Genomic DNA, 20,814 nt, shown 5'->3' with positions numbered 1-20,814 from the left:
ATGAAACTGACCATGATTGCAGTTGCAAGCACCGTATTTTCGCTTTCACTTTTTGCCCACGCCGAGGACATGCCGGGCATGAAAATGGACGGTATGGAAGGCATGCAGATGGAGCAGGAAACCAAACAGTCTCCAGTCGCTAACACCGAGGGGACGATCAAGGCTATAGATACTACGAAGCAAACAGTGACCATCTCCCACGGCGCTGTTCCCGCCATGCAATGGCCGCCAATGACGATGGCTTTTTCCGTAACAGAGAAGCAGATGACAGGTCTGACTGTCGGCGACCATGTATCGTTTTCCTTTAGAGTAAAGGATGGCAAAGCCGAAATTGTTTCCATTAATAAATGAGACTGTAATGATGAAAAAACCGGCACGCATTGTCGTGCCGGTTTTTTCCGTCTACGCAGAAAAAATCTTGATGGAGATACGGCATTCCCGAAGTACTTCATAGTAAGCGGCAACGCTATGCAAATCGGCGAGTCATGGTGGTTGGCGGCGGCCATTTGGCGTTCAATGTCTTGCAAGACTTGGCTCGGCTTGCCCTACAGGAGCCGCGCACGAAAGTCTTTTGGGTGATTCGCGGCGCCTCCTTGGATCGCATATTGGGCGGTGGGGCAAACGACATGCTGGAGGAGCGAGGGAAACTGGGGCAGACGGTTCGCCAGCTGTTGAATGATGGGGGCATTGAGCTGTTCACCAACATCGCCATCGATAGGGTTACCGCAACCGACAATGGCATCGTTGTTGAGGCGGGCGGTCAAGCGCTCCCCGCAGTGGATGAGGTAGTGGTAGCAACGGGCTGCCGACCTAAATTGGAGCTGCTTGCCGAACTGCGTTTGGCGCTAGATTCGGCGACCCAGAGCCCCATTCATCTTGCTCCGCTGATTGATCCGAATGAGCATAGTTGCGGCACTGTTCGCCCAAATGAGCTGGTTCACCCCGATGAAGGGGTCTTCATCGTAGGAATGAAGAGCTATGGCCGTGCCCCGACTTTCCTGCTCATAACAGGCTATGAGCAGGTGCGTTCGGTGGTAGCGGCCCTGGCCGGTGATTGGGATGCGGCCAAGCGGTTGAATTGGTCTTGCCAGAGATGGGCGTGTGCAGTACGCAGCTCGATGATTCTGACTGCTGCGAGCGTGCCGCCAACTCAGACTGCTGCGAGCCAAGTTGTTGCACCGATGCGGCTGAGACTGCCGAAGTTGCGGCTGCGTCAACGGGTTCTTGCTGCTCGTGGCTGTGTGCAAATCTACATGCATTAGCCAGGCATTTGCATTCGTCCTGACCACCTATAGTTCGGTTCAATGGAGCCGGTCAGTGAGTCCGGACAGGATGCGCTGCTGGCACAGCTGGCACTGGCGAATTTTGCCTCAGTATTTGCCTTGAGCTACTCAAGCCCTTCCAGTGATGCGCTGGAAGTCTCATCGTTGTATCGACGCAAAGCATAAATAGTCCTCCGCAACTTTAAAGAGGGCTGCTCGAATCAAGTTGCACGCAGCTGATGTACTTACGAAGTCATCGACACAATTTGCGATTTTTTGCGCCAAACGAGAGCAGGTATTGCCCGGATGTAGATCAGTTCACCAACCAACTCAACCAATGTCTGGGTAATCACCGCAGCGGCAGCAAGCCCTCGAATTTCTTCAGGCAATGCCAGAGCCAGCGGAAGAACCACCAAAGAGTTACGCGTTGACGAGCTGAAGGTGACCGCTCTGGCCGTCGTGGAGGGCAGCTTGAAAACTCTTGAAGCCAAAGCGCCCATCAGCGGAGCCAACAACATGAAGCCGAGGTACACAGGGATGACTGGAGCAAGCTTGTCGATGTCGCGAACTACCGAGGAGATTTGGGAACCAACCACCGCGATCAGAACCGCTGCCATTGCTGGGACGGGTAGCCAGGCCCAGGCGGCGTTCCAGCCACCGACGATTTTCGACTTTTTGGCCAGGGCTGCTGTAACCACGGCCAACAACAAAGGCGCGACAATCAGCACGAGAAAGGCTTCGACAAAGGGGCCCACTGAGATCACGACTTCGGACTGCCCACCCAGCATGAAGGCCAAGTACACGGGTAGTAGTACAAGCTGAAGCAGCAACAAAATCGGTGTTGCCGCAAGGATCCCGCGAGAGTCGCCCTTGCCAATGTGCGTAAAAACCACCACGTAATCGATGCAGGGGGTCAGCAGCACCAGGAGTGCGCCGACAAGGATTGCCGGGTGATCCGTAAGACCTCTGGTGAGCCCCCACACCAGCAGCGGAATCAACACGAAGTTGGCGATAAGCAAAGCGGAAATGAAGCGTTTGTTGCTGAGGCCTTCGCGCAGGTCAAGAAAGGGGATCTGTAGGAACATCGCGTACATCAGCACGGCAATAGTCGGGGTCACCAACGCGTTCAGGCCTTGAGCTGCTGTAGGCGCCACCAACCCACCAATTGCAGCCGCTATCACTGCAACCAAGTAGATCGGTATCTGGTTCTGTTCAAGTGCATCCCTATCCATAGTGCTCTCCTCGGATATCAAAAAAGGCCGTCAGCCTAAACGGGCGCCCAAGTCAACGCGCTGTCATTCACCTGACCACCTGTTTGCATTCGACTTGACCAGCCATTTGCATCGGTCATGACTGCATTGCAATGAGCATATTCATGTGCGTTGTACGTGCAGATCGGATGGTCACGGCCTATTACTGGTCATGGTCGCGTAAATGATGCCCCTTGCAGCGATAGGAGGCTGCTGTACAGCGTCGAGTGTTCATTGGCGGGCTGTGCCTGTTCACTGCGGACTCTTTGGCGTCCGGCGTAAACAGCGAACTTCGGAGATCACCTCAGTAATGACATAAGTCAAGGTGGTTTTGGGCAGACCTGCTAATTATTGAGTGTAAACAGGCGATTGTCATGCTGAAGTCTATAATTCTCGGTGAGTGCGCTTGAACCCAAGCACCGCAATCGGTTGGCACATTAGATTTTGGTTCAGCTCACCTTCACAAAGGCAGCTCGAAATGAAAAATATCAAATTGGCCGTGCTTTTTCTCGCCGCATCGCTTTCCCCCATGTGGGCGTTAGCAGCAGAGCAACCTCAAACGACGCAGACGCAGCAACAAGCTCCGAATGTTGCCGAATTCGATAAGCAGATGACTCAGGCGCAAGAAACCTTCCAGAAGATGCAGACGCAGATGGAGAAAATTCAGCAGACCCAAGATCCCCAGCAGCGCCAGAAGCTCCTTCAGGAGCATTGGAATACGATGCAAAGCGGCATGGGCATGATGAACAACATGTGGGGGCCGGGAATGATGGGCTGCTGCGGAGGCGGCAGGATGGGCAATGGACACATGATGGGCGGCCATATGATGGGGTGGCAGGACTACTCAAAGTTGACCCCAGAGCAAAAAAGTCAACGCCAGTACATGATGGACAGGTACACAGGTATGCAACAGATGATGATGGATCACATGATGTGGCATCAAAACTATATGCAAGGGCCGTTACCGGCGAAGCCTTGAAAGTAAGTATTTGCTAGCTATTTAGATCGCAGAGTACGTTCTCCGCTGTTCGGACGTACTCCTAACTCGCCCTTTCGCCTAAGGCTTGCAGCTGGCCCGGCAGTGCCCTCTGCGGTTAAGGAAGCCACTTGCCTAGCGAAGGCAATTAGCCATACGCTGCGAAGCGTGAGAGGTCTCACGGATGTAAAAACATGAGCATGGAGCAAGCCCTGATGAAACTGTCCGCCATTTTGATCGCCGCTTTACTTTCGATTACGTCCGTTGCTGCCTTCGCGCACAGCGGCGGCACTGATTCAAAAGGTTGCCATCGCAACCATAAAACGAACGACTACCACTGCCACTAAACGGCAAAAGCCCAGCTTGAAGCTGGGCTTTAATGCAAACTGGCTTTCTCACATTTGTGGAGGCCAGTTAGACGTTCGCGATGAGTGTCCGGTGTTGGCCGATTACTTCATGTTTTGATGGCTGATAACCCAAAACGGACATTCTTAGAGAGCTTGAGTCCCTGTTTTCGGACAATAATCCATTGCCGAGCTAATCACGTTTCGACAATGACTCAATGATCCGGCATTGCTCGATCACACCACCCTGACAACAGACGGTCAGATGCTCCAGTTCAGCCTCCAGGCCCTGCAAGTCGCGAATACGCATTCGCACCTGCTCCAATTGTCCTTCGACTTTTGCGTCTACCCCGGCACAGGAAGCATCACGTCGGTCAGCAAAGCCCAATAATTCACGAATGTCATCCAAGCTGAATCCCAGTGAACGACTGCGGCGGATGAACAAAAGGCGGTCGCGCTCCTCATCGGTGTAGAAGCGATAGCCTGATGGCGATCTTCCGGCGGAGGGCAGCAGCCCCAGCTGTTCGTAATAACGGATGGTCACCGCTTTGGTGTCGGTTTCTTTCGCCAAGGTACCGACCGTGTACGTGGCCGCATTCATTTCGCTTGACCTTATAGTCGCTAGAACCTTCATTCTACCCAGATCAGGCGATAAGCAAATCCGTGCGCACGCCCTACCACGTCTAAAAAGGGCTTTACACCTATGCGAACCTCACATCAAAAGCCTCAATCCAAAGGCTGGGCGATCCTGCTCTGTGCCTGGCTGCTGGCCCTTGTTTCAACCATCGCCGTGTTATTCGTGGGTGAAGTCATGGGGCAAGAACCCTGCGTGCTTTGCTGGTTTCAGCGTGCCTTCATGTTTCCTATGGTGATTGTGCTGGGTGTGGCTTGCTGTATTTCGGACACGAGCGTCTGGCGATACGCATTGCCTTTGGCAGTTATGGGGTGGCTGATCGCCCTGTACCACAACCTGCTTTATTTCGGGCTGATCCCGGAAAGCATTAAACCCTGTGGATCGGGCCCGTCTTGCTCTGGCGCGGATATGACCATCCTCGGCGGTGCGCCGTTGCCATTGTTATCGCTGGGTGTATTTAGTCTTCTGATCCTTCTTTTCGTTCTTATCCGCCGGAGATTCACCCTATGAGCCGACGCATCCTTGTCCTCGCTATCAGTGTCATGGCCGTGATTGGCTTCGCAGTCGCTGCATTCTTTTATGACCGTGCCTCCACAGTGCCTCAGGCGACTGCTCCCGTGCAGGAAGCTGGCGCTTTGGTGCGATTCAATTCGCCAAGCTTTGGCCCTGCCAAGGCACCGGTCACTATTGTCGAATTCTTTGACCCATCGTGTGAGAGCTGTCGCGCCTTCTATCCCATTGTCAAAAAGATGATGTCCCAGCATCCAGGCGATGTTCGTCTGGTGCTGCGTTATGTTCGACTTCACGTCGGGTCTGAAGAGGCCATCCGTATCCTGGAAACCGCACGCAAACAAGGCGTGTTTGTGCCGGTGCTGGAAGCTGTCCTTGAGTCGCAGCCGCAATGGCATGATGACGCCAAGGCTATGGCGGCGTGGGACGCTGCCGACCAGGCAGGCTTGGATGTGGCCAAGGCACGCGAGGACATGATGTCTCCCGAGATCACCGCCACCATTGAACGAGACGCCGCCGATGCGAAAAAGGTTGGCGTAAGTGGTACGCCGACCTTCTTCGTCAACGGTAAGCCACTGACCAACTTCGGTGCCCAACAGCTTTATGACTTGATCTGGACTGAGATCAAACAGTCGCGATAAGCACAGTTAGTGATGCTAAGAACGGGTCAAAGCGCTTCACGAAGTGCTTGACCTTATAGTGGCTATAGGGTGTTCACTCTTCGCCATGACTTGCCGAGAGTGCACTTATGAAAAGCTGTTGCGGTGACAAACCAACGCCGGAAACTCAGGCTTGTGTCGAAGTTTTTGATCCATCCGCAGGCTCGGGCTGCTGTGCACCTGCCCCCACGGCTTGCGATCCTGGCGCAGCCAAAGTTCAGTCCGCAAGCAGTTGTTGTGCTCCGGAAGCTGCAGACGGGAGTACAACCCGCTCCAGACCAGAAGACGCAGGTCGTTGCGCGTCTTTGCCGGATGCCGGCAAATCATACTGCTCGGCTAAAACTGCTCCGTCCAACCTGCATGCCCTGGCGGAGCCGAGCAAATCTGTCGCTCTGGTCGGCAACGATCTTTTTACTGACGTGTGCTGCTCGCCATCTGACTTACAATCTCGTGAGGCGGAGGAGCTTCAGGTTGGTGTCGGGGACACGGCGCGCTTCAGTAGTTTCTGGATCGGACAAATGTGCTGTCCTTCCGAGCAGACTATGATCGAGGGCAAGCTCGCTCGAATGAGCGGCATTCGAAAGCTCGAATTCAACATGATGAACCGCACGCTGGGCGTCTGGCACGAACTGCCGGATACCTTGGGTATCGAAGCGGCGGTGCTGTCGTTGGGTATGCATGCAGAGCCACAAACGTCTGAGAGCAACGCACCTGTCGCCAATTCAGCGCAAGCCAAGTCGCAAGCTCCACACAAACCAAAAAGCACTTGGTGGCCATTAGCGCTATCCGGTATCGCTGCGGTGATCGCAGAAGTCTTGCACTTCACCCAATCGGCCCCGGAATGGGTGATTGCCGTCGTCGCCTTGTTCGCCATCGCACTCTGTGGGCCGACGACTTACAAGAAGGGCTGGGTTGCGCTCAAACACCTGAACCTCAACATCAATGCCCTGATGAGCATCGCGGTGACCGGCGCCGTATTGATCGGCCAGTGGCCAGAAGCGGCGATGGTCATGGTGCTGTTCACCATTGCCGAAATGGTCGAGGCGAAGTCGCTGGATCGTGCCCGCCACGCCATCAAAGGTTTGCTGGATTTGAGTCCCGAACGAGCGACAGTCCGTCAACTCGACGGCTCCTGGCTGGAAGTCGATGTGAAGTCGGTCGGGATCGGGGCTCTGGTCAGGGTGCGTCCCGGTGAGCGTATCGGCCTGGATGGTGACGTAATTTCTGGCACCTCCACTGTTAATCAGGCACCAATCACGGGGGAGAGCCTGCCCATCGAGAAGGCGGTCGATGATCCTGTGTATGCCGGTACCATTAATGAGTCGGGATCTTTTGAGTACCAGGTAACGGCTGAGTCCAACAATACGACGCTGGCTCGGATCATTCACGCGGTGGAAGAAGCCCAAAGTTCGCGAGCACCTACCCAGCGATTCGTCGACCAGTTCGCCAAGATTTATACACCGGGGGTGTTCTTCTTTGCCCTCGCCATTGCGGTCTTGCCACCTTTGTTCATGGGCGGGGTATGGACGGACTGGATCTATCGCGCCTTGGTGCTGCTGGTCGTTGCTTGCCCGTGTGCCTTGGTTATTTCCACACCGGTGTCCATCGTCAGCGGGCTGGCGGCAGCGGCCCGAAAAGGGATTCTGGTCAAGGGCGGTGTCTACCTGGAAATTGGTGCCAGGCTGAGTTTTGTCGCGCTGGATAAAACCGGCACCATCACTCACGGCAAACCGGTTCAAACCGATTACTTGCCGTTGACCGAGGTTTCAGACGCTACACCTCAATTGCTGGCCGCCAGTTTGGGGGCTCGTTCAGATCACCCGGTGTCGCAGGCAATCGCCAAGCACGTAGGACTGGATACCTCAACGCTCAGACAAGTGGAGAGCTTTGAAGCTATTCCTGGGCGTGGGGTGAAAGGCTTGATCGGGGGGCAGCTTTATCACCTCGGCAATCATCGCCTGGTCGATGAACTGGGGCTTGGAACACCGCAGTTGGAAGCCTCACTGAGTCGACTGGAGCGTCAGGGAAAAACGGTTGTAGCGTTGACCAACTCTACTCAGGTCTTCGCCCTGTTTGCCGTGGCCGATACCGTAAAGGACTCAAGCCAGACCGCGATCAAGGAACTGCACGAACTGGGCATTAAGACCATGATGCTGACCGGTGACAACGCGCACACGGCTCAGGCCATCGCCCAACGTGTCGGCATTGATGAGCCGCGAGGTAACTTGTTGCCAGCTGACAAGCTGGCGGCCATTGGCGAGTTGCAGAGCCGAAAGCACGTGGTGGGGATGGTCGGTGACGGGATAAACGATGCACCGGCACTGGCGAAGTCTCAGATTGGTTTCGCTATGGCTGCCGCTGGTACGGGCACTGCCATTGAAACGGCTGACGTTGCGTTGATGGATGATGACCTGCGCAAGATTCCGGCCTTTGTTCGCCTGTCGCGACAGACCGCATCGATTCTAAAGCAAAACATCTTCTTCGCCTTAGGGATCAAAGCTGTGTTTGTAGTGTTCACATTGATGGGTTTCGCCACCATGTGGATGGCGGTGTTTGCAGATGTCGGCGTCAGCCTGTTGGTCGTACTGAATGGGTTGCGCTTGCTGAAAAAATAGTCCGGAGGCTGAGCATGAAAGAGAGGTTGCATTACGCAATTCTCGAGGGCTTCGGCGAAGCCCGTGTAGCGATTCGTTCCCGGGATTATGGGCGCGCTTACCATTGGCTCGAGCGCACCCACATCCTTACGCAACGTCGCACCCTGCTACATGCAAAATCCCACGTCTTGATGTTGTTCGTGGGCATCAGGGCACAAGATCCCCGGGAGGTTTTGGGGCAAATACCACGTGTCATCGCTGCACTGCTATTTTCTAGAGTATGGGTGCCTCGTGGGAACACCGGTCGCGCCCGAATCAGCGCTTTTCAGGTGATGCCTCTCTCTCCGGAACTGGAATCCCTTCTTGACGAAGATTGACCCGCAGACGGTTTTCTGAGTAGTTGCCTCATCCTTTCATCCACCTGGAGAGTCATATGAGCGCTGGTCATAGTCACGGTCAAGCTCGTGCCGGACACGAGAAAAAGTTGTGGATCGCTCTGGCGTTAACGACAAGCTTCATGATCGCGGAGGTCATTGGGGCTTTCGTTACGGGCAGCTTGGCGTTGTTATCCGATGCGGCTCACATGCTGACCGATTCCACTGCCCTGGCTATTTCATTGATCGCTATTCAGATCGCCAAACGCGCTGCGGATAAAAAACGGACATTCGGCTACGCACGATTTGAGATCCTCGCAGCTGCTTTTAACGCGATCCTGTTGTTCATGGTGGCGGTGTACATCTTGTACGAGGCTTATCAGAGGTTTAAAACTCCGACAGAAATCCAATCGACAGGCATGCTGATCGTCGCGGTGATAGGGCTCGTTGTGAACCTTGTTTCAATGCGGTTGCTCATGTCTGCCAGTGCCGAAAGCCTTAACGTAAAAGGCGCGTACCTAGAAGTCTGGAGTGACATGTTGGGCTCCATAGGCGTAATAGGGGCAGCATTGATCATTCGTTTTACCGGATTGACTTGGGTTGACTCGATCGTTGCCGCAGCCATCGGCCTGTGGGTGCTTCCCAGAACCTGGGTTTTGCTCAAAGAAAGCATGAACATCCTGTTGCAAGGGGTTCCGGATGGCATCGATATCGCTGAAGTGGATGCGAGCATCAGGGCGGTTGAAGGCATTGAGGATATCCATGATCTGCATATCTGGGCCCTGACCAGCGGCAAGAATGTCATGAGTGCTCACCTTGTCATCCAGCGCTCCTCCCGTGCCGAGCAAGATATATTGGCTGAGGTGACGCGACTGATGAGCGAGGTATTCCATATCAGCCATACGACTCTTCAATTAGAAAACTCGCAGTTTCATGCGGGACTCGAAGAAAACGAAGGCATGCAGCACTAGAGCGGGATCTTGTGAACATCCCATGTCGGGGTAGGGGCTGCTGATGTGCTGAGAACCCAACGGACATAAAGCCCTGACCGCCGGAGCATCTCCAGCGGTGCAGGGAAGGGGCGGGTTATACAAGCTAGTTGCGGGAATTTACCCTTGAGCCTTTCTAGCCTGTTGCCAGGTGGTCTGTCCATCGAGGTTTGGGAAGTTCAGCCTGAAAACGGTCATGCTGCCAGGCATGCTTTGAACGTCCGCCGTTCCCTGGTGGAGGCTCATGATCGATCGAACAATGGCCAAACCAAGACCGGTACCACCTTCTGCACGTGAACGACTGGTGTCGACCCGATAAAAGCGGTCGAACAAGTGCGACAGATGCTGAGGCTCGATCCCCGCGCCAGGGTTGCCGACAAGTAGCGAGACTTGATCGGCATGGTTTTCGATAACGATTGAAATGGATTGTCCGGCCGGGCAGTGACGTATCGCGTTGGACAACAGATTTGATATTGCTCGCTGAATCATCAACCTGTCGCCAATGGTCTTGCCGTTTCCGGCGACGCTCAGGCTGATCCGTTTTTCTTCCGCAGACAGTGAAAACAGATCGATGACTTTCAACGCTTCATCTTCCAGGGTAATTGTCTCGAACGGGACGAGCGCGGCGGGGTGACTGACCTGAGCAAGGAAGAGCATATCCGAGACAATTCGGGTGACACGCCCCAACTCTTCGGTGCATGACCCAAGCACTGCTTTGTATTCTTCTGCCGGACGCTCCCGAGACAGGGTAACCTGGGCCTTGCCCATCAAATTGGTGATGGGGGATCGCAATTCGTGGGCTAAGTCATCCGAGAACTGCGACAGCTGCTGAATACCGCTGTCGAGTCGGTGCAGCATGAAGTTGATGCCATGGGCCAATTCACTGAGCTCTTGAGGCATTTTGACCTCAGAGAGTCGATGGCTGAGGTCTTGAGCAGAGATCATGGCGGCGACCTTCCGGAACTCTCTCAGGGGAGCAAGTCCTCGTTGCACAACGGCCCAGGCACTTATTCCAATGAGTATCAGTAAAAGAGGCAGAGCAATAATCGTCGATCGAAGATACGCGCTGAGCAGCGCTTCATCGTTCGCACAATCCATCGACAGCAATACGGGAACGCTCACACCGTTCTTTAATCGGATGAGCTTGGATGCGGTAAGGAAGTGTCGACCCTCACCATCGGAATTGGTGGAGTATGAAATCTTGTCAACGGCAGCAGTCGCAGCTTTCAACTCAATCTGCGGATCCGACAAACCAGACCCGAATTTCAGTAAGGGTGTCCTGAGGTTTGTCAGGTCATAGATGGCCAGGTTCAGATTGTCATGCCCCATGACTTGATCCAGCAACGAGTGCGGTGTCGAGTTTACGTCAGCCGTGTCCTCGTATAGTGAGAGGCTGTGCTCAACTTGCTGCATTTTATTGTACAGGCTATTTTTCGCCAGCTTATCCAGCTCATGCGTCAGGGCGAAAAAGGCCAGGATAGCCAGAAACACCACCAACAATGCTCCCAGAATACTTACCGTCAAACCTAGTCGCATTGACAGGCTGACCGGCTTCATTCGCGTGCCTCCAATACGTAACCAACACCGCGAAGGGTGTGGATCAATTTGTTATCGAAGGGGTCGTCTATTTTGGCCCTCAACCTACGGATTGAAACCTCGACAACGTTGGTGTCGCAGTCAAAATTCATGTCCCAGACCAATGAAATGATTTGGGTACGGGAAAGCACTTCTCCAGTGTGACGCATCAGCAGGTGCAGAAGCGCAAACTCCTTGGTCGTCAGGTCTATGCGCTGATCTCCACGAAAAGCACGGTGGCGTCCTTGGTCGAGCTCCAGATCGGCTACCTTGAGTACCTGCGGGACAGGAATGTGCTCACTGCGACGCATAAGGGTTCGTACCCGTGCCAGTAGCTCAGGAAACTCAAACGGCTTGACCAGATAGTCATCGGCGCCTAAATCTAGTCCGCGGATTTTGTCCGCCAGGCGCCCTCGGGCCGTCAACATCATGACCCGGGCATTACTGCTTTGGCGCAGACGTTCAAGAACACCCCAACCATCAAGTTCTGGAAGATTAACGTCAAGTATCACCAAGTCATAGACATGTTGACGCGACAGATGAAGTCCATCCGCGCCAGTTATTGCACGGTCAACGACATAGCCACTTTCAGTCAGCCCCTGATGCAAGTATTCGGCAGTTTTAGGCTCGTCCTCAATTACAAGGATTCGCATGATATGTCACCATTTTAATAGGATAATTAATATTAGTTAATTAAAAAAGTTAGTATTTATAAGGGTTTCCGACCGAAACAATACGACTTTGAAACTGTTAAGCTGTTTTTGCGTCTCAACGTCCGTTTGCTCGGTAATGATCATCACCCTAAAGCCTATAGCTGCTACAGGGTCAAGCCAAAGCTCCGCTCTTGAGCCATCAAGCCAGCGTCTTGCGACAACGTGTCGCACAAAACACTCTTGAATTTAGCTATAAATGACAACGCGCATGGTTTTCGAGCTTCGGCAAGTGCTGTTCGGAAGATATTGGTTGGTATTTGTTTCGTCATGTTGCCGACCTTGTGCATCTATTTTTTAACACCTCATATGCTAATGCAAAAAATACAGCCAGATCGGTTGATAACGTATTTGTAATTTTTCAGTCACCTTGCTGATAAGTGGAAAACTCTACCATTTGTGCATAGAAAATATTGGCTTTAAAGGAACTATGAAATTGCGGCGGCATATAAAATTAACTGCACCCTTTAGCATAAAAAAAGCCTTACTGATTGTAGGCTTCAGTTTTATGCTCTCACTGGCAGGCCCCAGTTTTGCCGCAGTTTCGTCTTCGCAGACGCTAACCATCGATCAAGCACTGGAAACGGCTTTTGCCAACAATCCCGATCTGGCTGCAGCACAGTGGGAAATTGGTATCGCTCAAGGAGATCGACAGCAAGCGGGCTTGATTCCTAATCCCGAACTGTCCTGGGAGGCTGAAGATACTCGACGAAATTCACGGACTACGACGGTAATGATCAACCAGCCGATTGAGCTGGGTGGCAAGCGTGGGGCCAGGATAGATGTTGCCAGCCGAGCTCAGGATGCAGCTGGGATTGAATTGGAGCGCAAGCGTAATGTTTTGCGTGCCGATGTCATTCAGGCGTTTTACAACTCATCAACGGCCCAGCAAAGGTTGCTCTTGGCACGTCAATCCCTTGAGCTCGCCGAGCGTGGTTTGCGTGTCGCTCAAGGTCGTATCAAAAGTGGCAAATCTTCACCTGTTGAGGGCACACGAGCTGAAGTCCAGTTGTCGGAGGTGCGCCTAGAGTTGAGACGGGCCGAGCGGGATGAGGCCAGTGCCTATCAGCAGCTCGCTCAGGTAATGGGGGCACCATTGCCTGCGTTCGTGTCTGTGGGGGAAACCGGTCAATCGATGCCAGATGTGCCGAAACTCTCGCTGTTGATTAACCGCATCGGCGAGACCGCAGAGCTACGGTTGGCAAAGCTTCAAATCGACCAGCGAGAAGCATCCCTTAGTTTGGAGAAAGCTCAGCGTATTCCAGACCTCACCGTGAGTGTAGGTAGCCAATACGATGAACGGGAACGGGAGCGGGTCAATGTCGTGGGGCTGTCGATGCCTATACCGTTATTCAACCGTAACCAGGGCAATGTACTGGCAGCTGCTCGCCGTACCGATCAAGCCCGCGACCTTCGCAATGCCAGTGAGTTACGCCTGCGCACAGAAATTCAAACCACTCTGGATCAGTGGATGACGGCAAACACTGAAGTCGCCTCGTTCAATCAGACCATCCTGCCTGCCGCACAAAATGCAGTCGACACCGCTACGCGGGGGTTTGAAATGGGCAAGTTCAATTTCCTGGACGTGCTCGATGCTCAGCGCACCTTGATCAGCGCACGCACTCAATATATCCAGGCCATTGCTGAGGCGACAGACGCCTGGGTGCGCATTGAGCGAATTTTTGGTGATGTCGACCAGCTTTATCGTACCCCTTGAATTTTCAAATAACTTTTTTTCACCGTTGCTCGGTGTTGCAGTGCCACGGTATTTCGTGGCTGCCAACCGAGTTGCGCAGGGAGTCTCCATGGATAAAAAACAAATCCTTGTCACCGCACTGACCCTGACGGTGGGCATAGGAATCGGTTCCCTCTGGATGGGTAGCTCCTCGGCACCGTCCAGTGAGGCTCAGGCGCAAGAAGAACAGGGCCACGACGGTCACGACGAACACGGCAACGAGGGTGCCTCAAAGGAGTCAGCTGAGGGCGAGCATGCCGAAGGCGAGGAGGAAGAAGGTCATCTGACACTGAGCGACGAGCAGATCAACTCGGCTGGTATTCAGTTGGTCGAAGCCAAGGCACAGAGCATCAGCCTTTCATTGCCCTTTCCTGGAGAAATTCGTTTCGACGAAGACCGCACAACGCATGTTGTGCCCCGGGTACCCGGTGTCGTCGAGTCGGTACATGTCAATCTGGGTCAGCAGGTTAAAAAAGGCCAGTTACTGGCCGTCATCGCCAGCCAACAAATTTCTGACCAGCGCAGTGAGCAAGCTGCTGCGCAACGCCGTCTTGAGTTAGCGCGTACCACCTACGAACGTGAGCGCCAGTTATGGCAGGACAAAATCTCCGCCGAACAGGATTTTCTTCAGGCTCGTCAGGCATTACAAGAGGCCGAAATCGCTCTCAGCAATGCTCGCCAAAAAATCAGTGTACTCAGTGGTAGCTCGGTGGCCAGCGGCGGTAATCGGTATGAATTACGTGCGCCATTCGACGGCGTCGTGGTCGAAAAGCATCTGGGTCTCGGTGAGGTCGTCAGTGAAACCACTAACGCGTTTACGCTCTCTGACTTATCACGCGTTTGGGTGACCTTTGGTGTCTCTCCCAAAGATTTGAGCAAGGTAGTGGTTGGTAAGTCTGTCACGGTCAGTGCAACAGAGCTGAACGCCGAAGTCACTGGAACCGTGGCTTACGTCGGAAGCTTGTTGGGTGAGCAGACCCGCACTGCAACAGTCCGGGTGACCTTGACCAACCCAAACGGTGCCTGGCGTCCGGGGTTGTTCGTGACCGTGCTGGTTGAGACCGATACCCGACAGACGAGAATCGCGGTGCCAGAAATCGCCATCCAGACGGTCGAGGACAAACCAACCGTTTTCGTTCGAACCGATGACGGATTTCAGGCGAAGCCGGTGGAGGTGGGTAGCCGTGCGGCGGGTTTGGTCGAAATCACAGGGGGCTTGGAGCCCGGTGTTCAAGTTGCTGCTGCCGGTAGCTTTATTCTGAAATCAGAACTGGGTAAAGCCTCGGCTGAACACGCCCACTGATCCGCCACTTCCACGAGAAGGTTCTCATGTTCGAACGCCTGATCCAATTTGCCATTGAGCAGCGCATTATTGTGCTGCTCGCGGTTTTCCTCATGGCCGGCCTTGGCATAGCCAGCTACCAAAAGCTTCCGATCGACGCCGTACCCGACATTACCAACGTCCAGGTACAGATCAATACTGGCGCCGCAGGTTTCTCGCCACTAGAAACCGAGCAGCGCATCACTTTCCCCATCGAAACCGCGATGGCTGGCTTGCCCGCTCTTGAGCAGACACGTTCCCTCTCACGCTCCGGCCTATCGCAAGTCACGGTGATCTTCAAAGAAGGCACCGACCTCTTCTTTGCCCGGCAATTAGTCAACGAGCGTTTGCAAGTAGCCAAGGAGCAACTTCCCGAGGGTGTGGAAGCGGTCATGGGGCCGATCTCTACCGGTCTGGGTGAGATTTTCCTGTGGACGGTCGAAGCCGAGGAAGGTGCAGTCAAGGAGGATGGCACTCCATATACGCCGACCGACCTGAGGGTGATCCAGGATTGGATCATCAAACCCCAGTTGCGCAATGTTCCGGGAGTCGCAGAAATCAACACCATTGGCGGCTTCGCCAAGGAGTATCAGATTGCTCCCGATCCGAAACGTTTAGCGGCTTACAAACTGACACTGACCGACCTTGTGACAGCGCTGGAGCGGAACAACGCCAACGTCGGTGCTGGCTACATTGAACACAACGGCGAACAACTGCTGATTCGTGCGCCTGGCCAAGTGGCGACTACCGACGACATCGCCAACATTGTGATGGCCAACGTCGATGGCACGCCAATCCGCATAAAAAACGTCGCGACCGTGGATATTGGGCGTGAGTTGCGCACTGGCGCGGCTACCGAAAACGGTCGTGAAGTTGTACTTGGCACGGTCTTCATGCTGATTGGCGAAAACAGTCGAACCGTGTCTCAGGCCGTTGCCGCTAAACTGGAGCAAATCAACCGCTCACTGCCAAAAGGTGTGGTGGCGGTCACCGTCTATGACCGTACCAATTTGGTGGACAAAGCAATTGCCACGGTTAAGAAGAACCTGATTGAAGGTGCGATCCTGGTGATCGCGATTCTGTTTCTGTTCCTTGGCAATATTCGCGCCGCGCTGATCACAGCCATGGTCATTCCACTGGCCATGCTCTTCACCTTCACCGGTATGTTCACCAACAAGGTCAGCGCTAACCTGATGAGTCTAGGGGCGTTGGACTTTGGCATCATCGTCGATGGTGCGGTAGTTATTGTCGAGAACGCCATCCGGCGTCTGGCCCATGCGCAACAACATCATGGGCGAATCCTCACTCGCTCAGAACGCTTTCACGAGGTCTTTGCAGCAGCCAAGGAAGCCCGACGACCGCTGATTTTTGGTCAGTTGATTATCATGGTCGTGTACTTGCCGATTTTTGCACTCACCGGCGTCGAAGGGAAAATGTTCCACCCAATGGCGTTTACCGTCGTGATCGCTTTGTTGGGTGCTATGCTGCTGTCCGTTACTTTTGTTCCTGCGGCGATTGCCATGTTCGTGACTGGCAAGGTTAAGGAAGAAGAGAACGCGGTCATGCGAGGGGCGCGCCGAGTCTATGCCCCCGCGCTTGCCTGGGTCATGGGGCATCGGTCTCTGGCATTCGCCATGGCACTCGGCGTTATCGCTGTGTGCGGTGTCGTCGCCAGTCGAATGGGTAGTGAGTTTGTGCCGAGCCTTAGCGAAGGGGATTTGGCCCTGCAAGCATTGCGTGTACCGGGCACCAGCCTGACACAATCGGTAGAAATGCAGCAGAGTCTCGAAAAACTTGTACTGACAAAGGTGCCTGAAGTTGAACGGATGTTTGCTCGTACAGGTACCGCAGAGATCGCTTCTGATCCAATGCCGCCCAACATCTCTGATAGCTACGTAATGCTCAAGCCCAAGGATCAATGGCCTGATCCCAATAAATCCCGAGAAGCTTTGATAGCCGATATCCAAAAAGCTACGTCCGCTATGCCCGGTAGCAACTATGAGCTTTCCCAGCCCATTCAATTACGTTTTAACGAGTTGATTTCAGGCGTACGTAGTGATGTGGCGGTCAAGGTCTTTGGCGATGACATGGCTGTGCTGAATAGCACCGCTGCCAAAATTGCCTCGTCCATGCAAAAGGTCGATGGTGCTTCCGAAGTCAAAGTTGAGCAGACAACGGGGCTGCCGGTGCTGACCATCAACATCGATCGTGACAAAGCCGCACGTTACGGTTTGAATGTTGGCGACGTACAAGACACCATTGCGGTGGCGGTGGGTGGCCGCCAGGCCGGCACTATGTACGAAGGAGACCGTCGCTTCGATATGGTGGTGCGTTTATCCGACGCCATGCGCAAAGACCTCGAGGAATTGGCCACGCTGCTGATTCCGGTGCCGGCGCTGCTTAACGGCAACGCCGATCAGATCGCTTTCATTGCGCTCTCAGAGGTGGCAACCCTGGATCTGGTGCTGGGGCCGAACCAGGTCAGTCGTGAAAACGGTAAGCGTCTGGTAATTGTGAGCGCCAACGTGCGTGGACGGGATATCGGCTCATTTGTACAGGAAGCCAGCAGCGTCATTGATCAGCAGGTGCAAATCCCGGCCGGCTACTGGATAAACTGGGGTGGGCAGTTCGAGCAACTCCAATCAGCCGCCAAACGCTTACAGATTGTCGTCCCGGTAGCCCTGCTCCTTGTATTCGCCCTACTGTTTATGATGTTCAACAATCTTAAGGATGGCCTTTTGGTATTCACGGGGATTCCCTTTGCGTTAACGGGCGGAGTGATGGCTTTGTGGCTGCGCGATATCCCGCTGTCGATTTCAGCGGGAGTTGGTTTCATCGCGTTATCGGGGGTGGCGGTGCTGAACGGTCTCGTGATGATTGCGTTCATCCGCAATCTTCGAGAGGAGGGATATTCGTTGAGTTCCGCGATCAATGAAGGGGCACTTACACGGTTACGCCCAGTGTTAATGACAGCACTGGTAGCCTCCCTGGGCTTTATTCCCATGGCACTCGCTACTGGAACCGGGGCGGAAGTCCAGCGGCCATTAGCTACCGTTGTGATCGGAGGTATCCTGTCTTCAACTGCGTTGACCCTACTGATACTGCCTGCGCTGTATCACTGGGCACACCGTCGAGATGAGGATGAAGCAGAGGAAGACAAAAAAGCAACCGTATAGCTCTTTGATTTCAAAGCCCACTACGAGTTTCGGTAGTGGGCTTTTTTACGAGAGTTAAATTACGAATATGTAATCTCGACGCCACCGTGGTGATAGGTTCGGATTGATACCCTAATAGCGTTATCTATATGAGGTGTCAGAATGAATTTTACTCAAATATGTGCTCTTGCAGGTGCTTTAGTCTTTTCTTCGGTTGCGTTGGCGGAGGGTGGCGGAGATAGAACCTTCGAAAAAATGATGGCGGCGAATGACTTGGCAATGGAGAAATATTTAGCCAGAGAAGGGAGGAGTGCCCCAGTGGTGTCAAGTGATGCAAAAAATGAGACGGCAAAAGAAATGTAGTGATGCACGTTGGGAAGAACCCGTCTCCAGATTGCTGGTGGCGGGTTTTTTTATGGATAGCTAGCTTACATACTTGTAATTTTCGTGCCACGCCGTCGCAATGTTTAGGTTGATATTCTCGTAACTGTTATTAGATGAGGTACAGAATATGAAATTTATGAGCATCTTCGCTGTAGTCGGAGGTTTAGTTATTTCCTCAAACTTGCTTGCTGAGGGTGGGGGAGATAAAACATTTGAGAAAATGATGGCTGCCAATACTAAAGCTATGGAGCAGTACGCGATCAGCCAGGGAAAGAGCGCTCCTGTGCCGAGGCCATACGAATACGGGATGAAGGTGGATGTGGTGAAGGTGATCAGTGTGGTGCGCCCTGCGAAAGTCTGCGCAGTAGTGCCCGCCGCAATGACTTATGAAGATTCCGAAGGACAGCTCAATACGATCACTTACACGGTCGCTGGAGACTGTCGCAAACGAGGCGGTTAATAGCTGCGTTGCTATCGTACGAATCATTAACGCGCGACCAACTTCGTTATTTAAGGGTGTCGGGCGTTTTTTATTTGCTCAAGTTTCGACAGGCCAAAAAAAGACGTCCCGGAGGACGTCTTAAAAATTCACCTTTTCCAAAGGAGCAAAGGAGCTTCCAAAGGTGAACGGATGTTACAACTGAACAGCATTGAGTTCAGACTTTCACAGACTAGCTACTTGTCTATAGAATCCCAGCCAGATGCGCTAGCTAGAACTCTATCAACTCACGGTAAGTATAAAAAACGCAACCTAACATGAAGGTGATTGAAAAATGACATTTCTGTAACTTTTCGGAGGAGCGGGACGCTCGCAACACGAGTCGCCCCGTTCGATATCACAGGATCGCTAATGGATACTCAACGATCACACGTACTTCATCCAGGTCAGACTCAAACGCGGTTGCACGAGTGTTCATTTGACGCAGGCGGAAAGACATGTCTTTCAAGGAACCTGTCTGAACGACGTATTTTACTTCGATGTCGCGCTCCCAACGTTTCTGTTCAGTCAACGGGTTCCCCTCAGCATCACGTCGCATGTAGGTTGCGTTAGCGTTTGAGTAATCAGCGTCAGTGCCGCGACCGTAGCGTGTCATAAACGTCAAGCCAGGCACGCCATAGGAACTCATGTCGAGGTCGTAACGAACCATCCATGAGCGTTCTTTCGGCGAGTTGAAGTCGCTATACTGGATTGAGTTGTCAAGAAAGATGGAATCCGATTGACGCAGATAGTCGAAGTCGTCGTTACCATTATTTCGTTGGTGAGACAGTGCGACAGAGTGTGCGCCATACTTCACGCCGACTTTAGCACTCCAAATATTGTTGTTGAACTCACCCAGCAGTTTTTTGCCTTCGTCGACGGCTTTGTAGTAGTTCGCACCGCCGAATACGGAGAGTTCATCCGACAGCGAGTAGTTCAATCCCGTGCCGGCATAATATTGATTCCATGCGTCTTTGAGACGGCTGGAATAGAGGCTTACAATCACGTTCTTGTTCAGATTGTAGTCACCGCCAAAGTAACCGACCCACGGCGAGTTAACAGGCCCGGCATAGAATGTCGCGAAGTTATCGCGCATATTGCTGGAAGTTGGCTGGCTCATGGCGTGCAAGCGACCGCCCTGAACGGTCAATCCGTCAATGCTGGTGTTGGTCGCCGTTACACCAGTGAAGCTTTCTGGCAGAAGTCTGGAGTCACCCGCGGCAACAACTGGGTTAGATGGGAATACGTCGCCGACCTTTACTACAGTGTCAAAGGCGCGAACTTTTGCCGCGCCACCAACTTTGGTGTATTCGTCACTAGCCTGCCCTTCACTATTGACGGGGAGTACATCGAACGAACTACGGCCGCCATTACGGCCGTCACCCGTGTCGAGTTTCAACCCTAACATAGCGAACGCGTCGACGCCCACACCCACAGTGCCTTGTGTAAATCCAGACTCAAATTTACTGATAATGGCGTGCGCCCATGCTTCGGAATAACCGTTGCCTGTCGCGCTTGATTGACCGTTGCGATTATCGCGGTTGAAGTAGAAATTTCGGTTGAGCACAGTTAGGCTGCTATCTTCTATAAAGCCCCCAGATTTTTCCTCAGCAAAAACCATGGATGGCCCGGTACTCACAACCACTGCCAACGCGGCCATCGAAAATTTTGTGTTGTTATTCATCCATCACTCCTTAGGTTCGGCAGAACGAGAACGTTCATCGGCTTAATTTTATTTTCTACAGGAAGTGAATTGCCCTCCCATACGGTTGCCGATTTATATCGTGGCAATCTGGAGATAACGGGGACATGATCAGATGATTACAATTTCGTAATGTTCAACCGCTTTTAATTGACTTGCGTA

General features: G+C 53.2%; 19 protein-coding genes. 14 read left to right on the top strand and 5 right to left on the bottom strand.

What is annotated here, in order from left to right; genetic code table 11:
* Positions 1-351 (top strand): copper-binding protein, encoded by a 351-nt coding sequence (locus AC3WTM_RS15330; protein WP_020797669.1) that lies wholly within the window; start codon positions 1-3, stop codon positions 349-351.
* Positions 352-485: 134 nt separating this feature from the next.
* Positions 486-1,262 carry an NAD(P)/FAD-dependent oxidoreductase gene (locus AC3WTM_RS15325; RefSeq protein ID WP_052024687.1) on the top strand — a complete coding sequence of 259 codons (777 nt, stop codon included), beginning with the start codon at positions 486-488 and terminating at the stop codon, positions 1,260-1,262.
* 245 nt (positions 1,263-1,507) lie between these two features.
* Here AC3WTM_RS15325 and AC3WTM_RS15320 read toward each other — a convergent pair whose 3' ends face one another.
* Positions 1,508-2,494, bottom strand: coding sequence for an arsenic resistance protein (locus AC3WTM_RS15320; protein WP_020797666.1), 987 nt, complete (start codon positions 2,492-2,494; stop codon positions 1,508-1,510).
* A 496-nt stretch (positions 2,495-2,990) separates the two neighbouring features.
* Between AC3WTM_RS15320 and AC3WTM_RS15315 the strand changes: the two genes are divergently transcribed.
* Positions 2,991-3,491 (top strand): hypothetical protein, encoded by a 501-nt coding sequence (locus tag AC3WTM_RS15315; protein WP_020797665.1) that lies wholly within the window; start codon positions 2,991-2,993, stop codon positions 3,489-3,491.
* A 212-nt stretch (positions 3,492-3,703) separates the two neighbouring features.
* Positions 3,704-3,835: a YHYH domain-containing protein gene (locus AC3WTM_RS15310; RefSeq protein WP_096144211.1), complete on the top strand. Its 132-nt coding sequence runs from the start codon at positions 3,704-3,706 to the stop codon at positions 3,833-3,835.
* 190 nt (positions 3,836-4,025) lie between these two features.
* Here the strand turns inward: AC3WTM_RS15310 and AC3WTM_RS15305 are convergent, their stop codons facing one another.
* Positions 4,026-4,433, bottom strand: coding sequence for a MerR family transcriptional regulator (locus AC3WTM_RS15305; protein ID WP_020797663.1), 408 nt, complete (start codon positions 4,431-4,433; stop codon positions 4,026-4,028).
* Between the two features lie 102 nt (positions 4,434-4,535).
* Between AC3WTM_RS15305 and AC3WTM_RS15300 the strand changes: the two genes are divergently transcribed.
* The 5 genes from AC3WTM_RS15300 to AC3WTM_RS15280 all read left to right on the top strand — a co-directional run bounded on the left by AC3WTM_RS15300 (position 4,536) and on the right by AC3WTM_RS15280 (position 9,574).
* Complete coding sequence (locus AC3WTM_RS15300; RefSeq protein WP_020797662.1) at positions 4,536-4,976, top strand: disulfide bond formation protein B; 441 nt, start codon at positions 4,536-4,538, stop codon at positions 4,974-4,976.
* Entirely contained in the window at positions 4,973-5,617 is a 645-nt protein-coding gene (locus AC3WTM_RS15295; RefSeq protein WP_020797661.1) for a DsbA family protein, read from the top strand. Before AC3WTM_RS15300 ends, AC3WTM_RS15295 begins: the two co-directional genes overlap by 4 nt.
* A 536-nt stretch (positions 5,618-6,153) precedes the next feature.
* Positions 6,154-8,250: a heavy metal translocating P-type ATPase gene (locus tag AC3WTM_RS15290; protein ID WP_042955384.1), complete on the top strand. Its 2,097-nt coding sequence runs from the start codon at positions 6,154-6,156 to the stop codon at positions 8,248-8,250.
* Between the two features lie 14 nt (positions 8,251-8,264).
* Complete coding sequence (locus tag AC3WTM_RS15285) at positions 8,265-8,606, top strand: DUF3703 domain-containing protein (RefSeq protein ID WP_042955383.1); 342 nt, start codon at positions 8,265-8,267, stop codon at positions 8,604-8,606.
* Positions 8,607-8,662: 56 nt separating this feature from the next.
* Complete coding sequence (locus tag AC3WTM_RS15280) at positions 8,663-9,574, top strand: cation diffusion facilitator family transporter (RefSeq protein ID WP_042955382.1); 912 nt, start codon at positions 8,663-8,665, stop codon at positions 9,572-9,574.
* A gap of 138 nt (positions 9,575-9,712) precedes the next feature.
* Here the strand turns inward: AC3WTM_RS15280 and AC3WTM_RS15275 are convergent, their stop codons facing one another.
* Both AC3WTM_RS15275 and AC3WTM_RS15270 read right to left on the bottom strand, forming a co-directional pair.
* Positions 9,713-11,149, bottom strand: coding sequence for a heavy metal sensor histidine kinase (locus AC3WTM_RS15275; protein WP_020797657.1), 1,437 nt, complete (start codon positions 11,147-11,149; stop codon positions 9,713-9,715).
* Positions 11,146-11,820, bottom strand: a complete 675-nt coding sequence (locus tag AC3WTM_RS15270; protein WP_020797656.1) for a heavy metal response regulator transcription factor — start codon at positions 11,818-11,820, stop codon at positions 11,146-11,148. The genes AC3WTM_RS15275 and AC3WTM_RS15270 overlap by 4 nt, the downstream gene beginning before the upstream one ends.
* A gap of 487 nt (positions 11,821-12,307) precedes the next feature.
* Between AC3WTM_RS15270 and AC3WTM_RS15265 the strand changes: the two genes are divergently transcribed.
* From AC3WTM_RS15265 to AC3WTM_RS15245, 5 genes are all read left to right on the top strand, one after another.
* A complete protein-coding gene (locus AC3WTM_RS15265) occupies positions 12,308-13,594 on the top strand; it encodes a TolC family protein (protein ID WP_020797654.1) in 1,287 nt (428 codons plus the stop codon).
* 88 nt (positions 13,595-13,682) lie between these two features.
* A complete protein-coding gene (locus AC3WTM_RS15260) occupies positions 13,683-14,915 on the top strand; it encodes an efflux RND transporter periplasmic adaptor subunit (RefSeq protein WP_020797653.1) in 1,233 nt (410 codons plus the stop codon).
* 26 nt (positions 14,916-14,941) lie between these two features.
* Complete coding sequence (locus AC3WTM_RS15255; RefSeq protein ID WP_020797652.1) at positions 14,942-18,109, top strand: CusA/CzcA family heavy metal efflux RND transporter; 3,168 nt, start codon at positions 14,942-14,944, stop codon at positions 18,107-18,109.
* A gap of 141 nt (positions 18,110-18,250) precedes the next feature.
* Positions 18,251-18,451: a co-regulatory protein PtrA N-terminal domain-containing protein gene (locus AC3WTM_RS15250; RefSeq protein WP_102669259.1), complete on the top strand. Its 201-nt coding sequence runs from the start codon at positions 18,251-18,253 to the stop codon at positions 18,449-18,451.
* 148 nt (positions 18,452-18,599) lie between these two features.
* Positions 18,600-18,932 (top strand): DUF2790 domain-containing protein, encoded by a 333-nt coding sequence (locus AC3WTM_RS15245; RefSeq protein WP_042955381.1) that lies wholly within the window; start codon positions 18,600-18,602, stop codon positions 18,930-18,932.
* 376 nt (positions 18,933-19,308) lie between these two features.
* On the opposite strand, the gene AC3WTM_RS15240 is transcribed toward AC3WTM_RS15245, so the two are convergent.
* Positions 19,309-20,634: an OprD family porin gene (locus AC3WTM_RS15240; protein WP_020797650.1), complete on the bottom strand. Its 1,326-nt coding sequence runs from the start codon at positions 20,632-20,634 to the stop codon at positions 19,309-19,311.
* Positions 20,635-20,814: the final 180 nt, after the last annotated feature.

It is taken from the genome of Pseudomonas sp. EU05-FHT14B02, assembly GCF_058791055.1.
The sequence above is the reverse complement of the archived record's forward strand: the minus strand, read 5'-3'. Positions and strand labels throughout refer to the sequence as shown.

Bases quoted from the DNA above. Each gene is read 5' to 3' on its own strand.
- AC3WTM_RS15330 (WP_020797669.1), top strand. From the start codon at position 1: ATGAAACTGACCATGATTGCAGTTGCAAGCACCGTATTTTCGCTTTCA.
- AC3WTM_RS15325 (WP_052024687.1), top strand. From the start codon at position 486: ATGGTGGTTGGCGGCGGCCATTTGGCGTTCAATGTCTTGCAAGACTTG.
- AC3WTM_RS15320 (WP_020797666.1), bottom strand. From the start codon at position 2,494: ATGGATAGGGATGCACTTGAACAGAACCAGATACCGATCTACTTGGTT.
- AC3WTM_RS15315 (WP_020797665.1), top strand. From the start codon at position 2,991: ATGAAAAATATCAAATTGGCCGTGCTTTTTCTCGCCGCATCGCTTTCC.
- AC3WTM_RS15310 (WP_096144211.1), top strand. From the start codon at position 3,704: ATGAAACTGTCCGCCATTTTGATCGCCGCTTTACTTTCGATTACGTCC.
- AC3WTM_RS15305 (WP_020797663.1), bottom strand. From the start codon at position 4,433: ATGAATGCGGCCACGTACACGGTCGGTACCTTGGCGAAAGAAACCGAC.
- AC3WTM_RS15300 (WP_020797662.1), top strand. From the start codon at position 4,536: ATGCGAACCTCACATCAAAAGCCTCAATCCAAAGGCTGGGCGATCCTG.
- AC3WTM_RS15295 (WP_020797661.1), top strand. From the start codon at position 4,973: ATGAGCCGACGCATCCTTGTCCTCGCTATCAGTGTCATGGCCGTGATT.
- AC3WTM_RS15290 (WP_042955384.1), top strand. From the start codon at position 6,154: ATGTGCTGTCCTTCCGAGCAGACTATGATCGAGGGCAAGCTCGCTCGA.
- AC3WTM_RS15285 (WP_042955383.1), top strand. From the start codon at position 8,265: ATGAAAGAGAGGTTGCATTACGCAATTCTCGAGGGCTTCGGCGAAGCC.
- AC3WTM_RS15280 (WP_042955382.1), top strand. From the start codon at position 8,663: ATGAGCGCTGGTCATAGTCACGGTCAAGCTCGTGCCGGACACGAGAAA.
- AC3WTM_RS15275 (WP_020797657.1), bottom strand. From the start codon at position 11,149: ATGAAGCCGGTCAGCCTGTCAATGCGACTAGGTTTGACGGTAAGTATT.
- AC3WTM_RS15270 (WP_020797656.1), bottom strand. From the start codon at position 11,820: ATGCGAATCCTTGTAATTGAGGACGAGCCTAAAACTGCCGAATACTTG.
- AC3WTM_RS15265 (WP_020797654.1), top strand. From the start codon at position 12,308: ATGAAATTGCGGCGGCATATAAAATTAACTGCACCCTTTAGCATAAAA.
- AC3WTM_RS15260 (WP_020797653.1), top strand. From the start codon at position 13,683: ATGGATAAAAAACAAATCCTTGTCACCGCACTGACCCTGACGGTGGGC.
- AC3WTM_RS15255 (WP_020797652.1), top strand. From the start codon at position 14,942: ATGTTCGAACGCCTGATCCAATTTGCCATTGAGCAGCGCATTATTGTG.
- AC3WTM_RS15250 (WP_102669259.1), top strand. From the start codon at position 18,251: ATGAATTTTACTCAAATATGTGCTCTTGCAGGTGCTTTAGTCTTTTCT.
- AC3WTM_RS15245 (WP_042955381.1), top strand. From the start codon at position 18,600: ATGAAATTTATGAGCATCTTCGCTGTAGTCGGAGGTTTAGTTATTTCC.
- AC3WTM_RS15240 (WP_020797650.1), bottom strand. From the start codon at position 20,634: ATGAATAACAACACAAAATTTTCGATGGCCGCGTTGGCAGTGGTTGTG.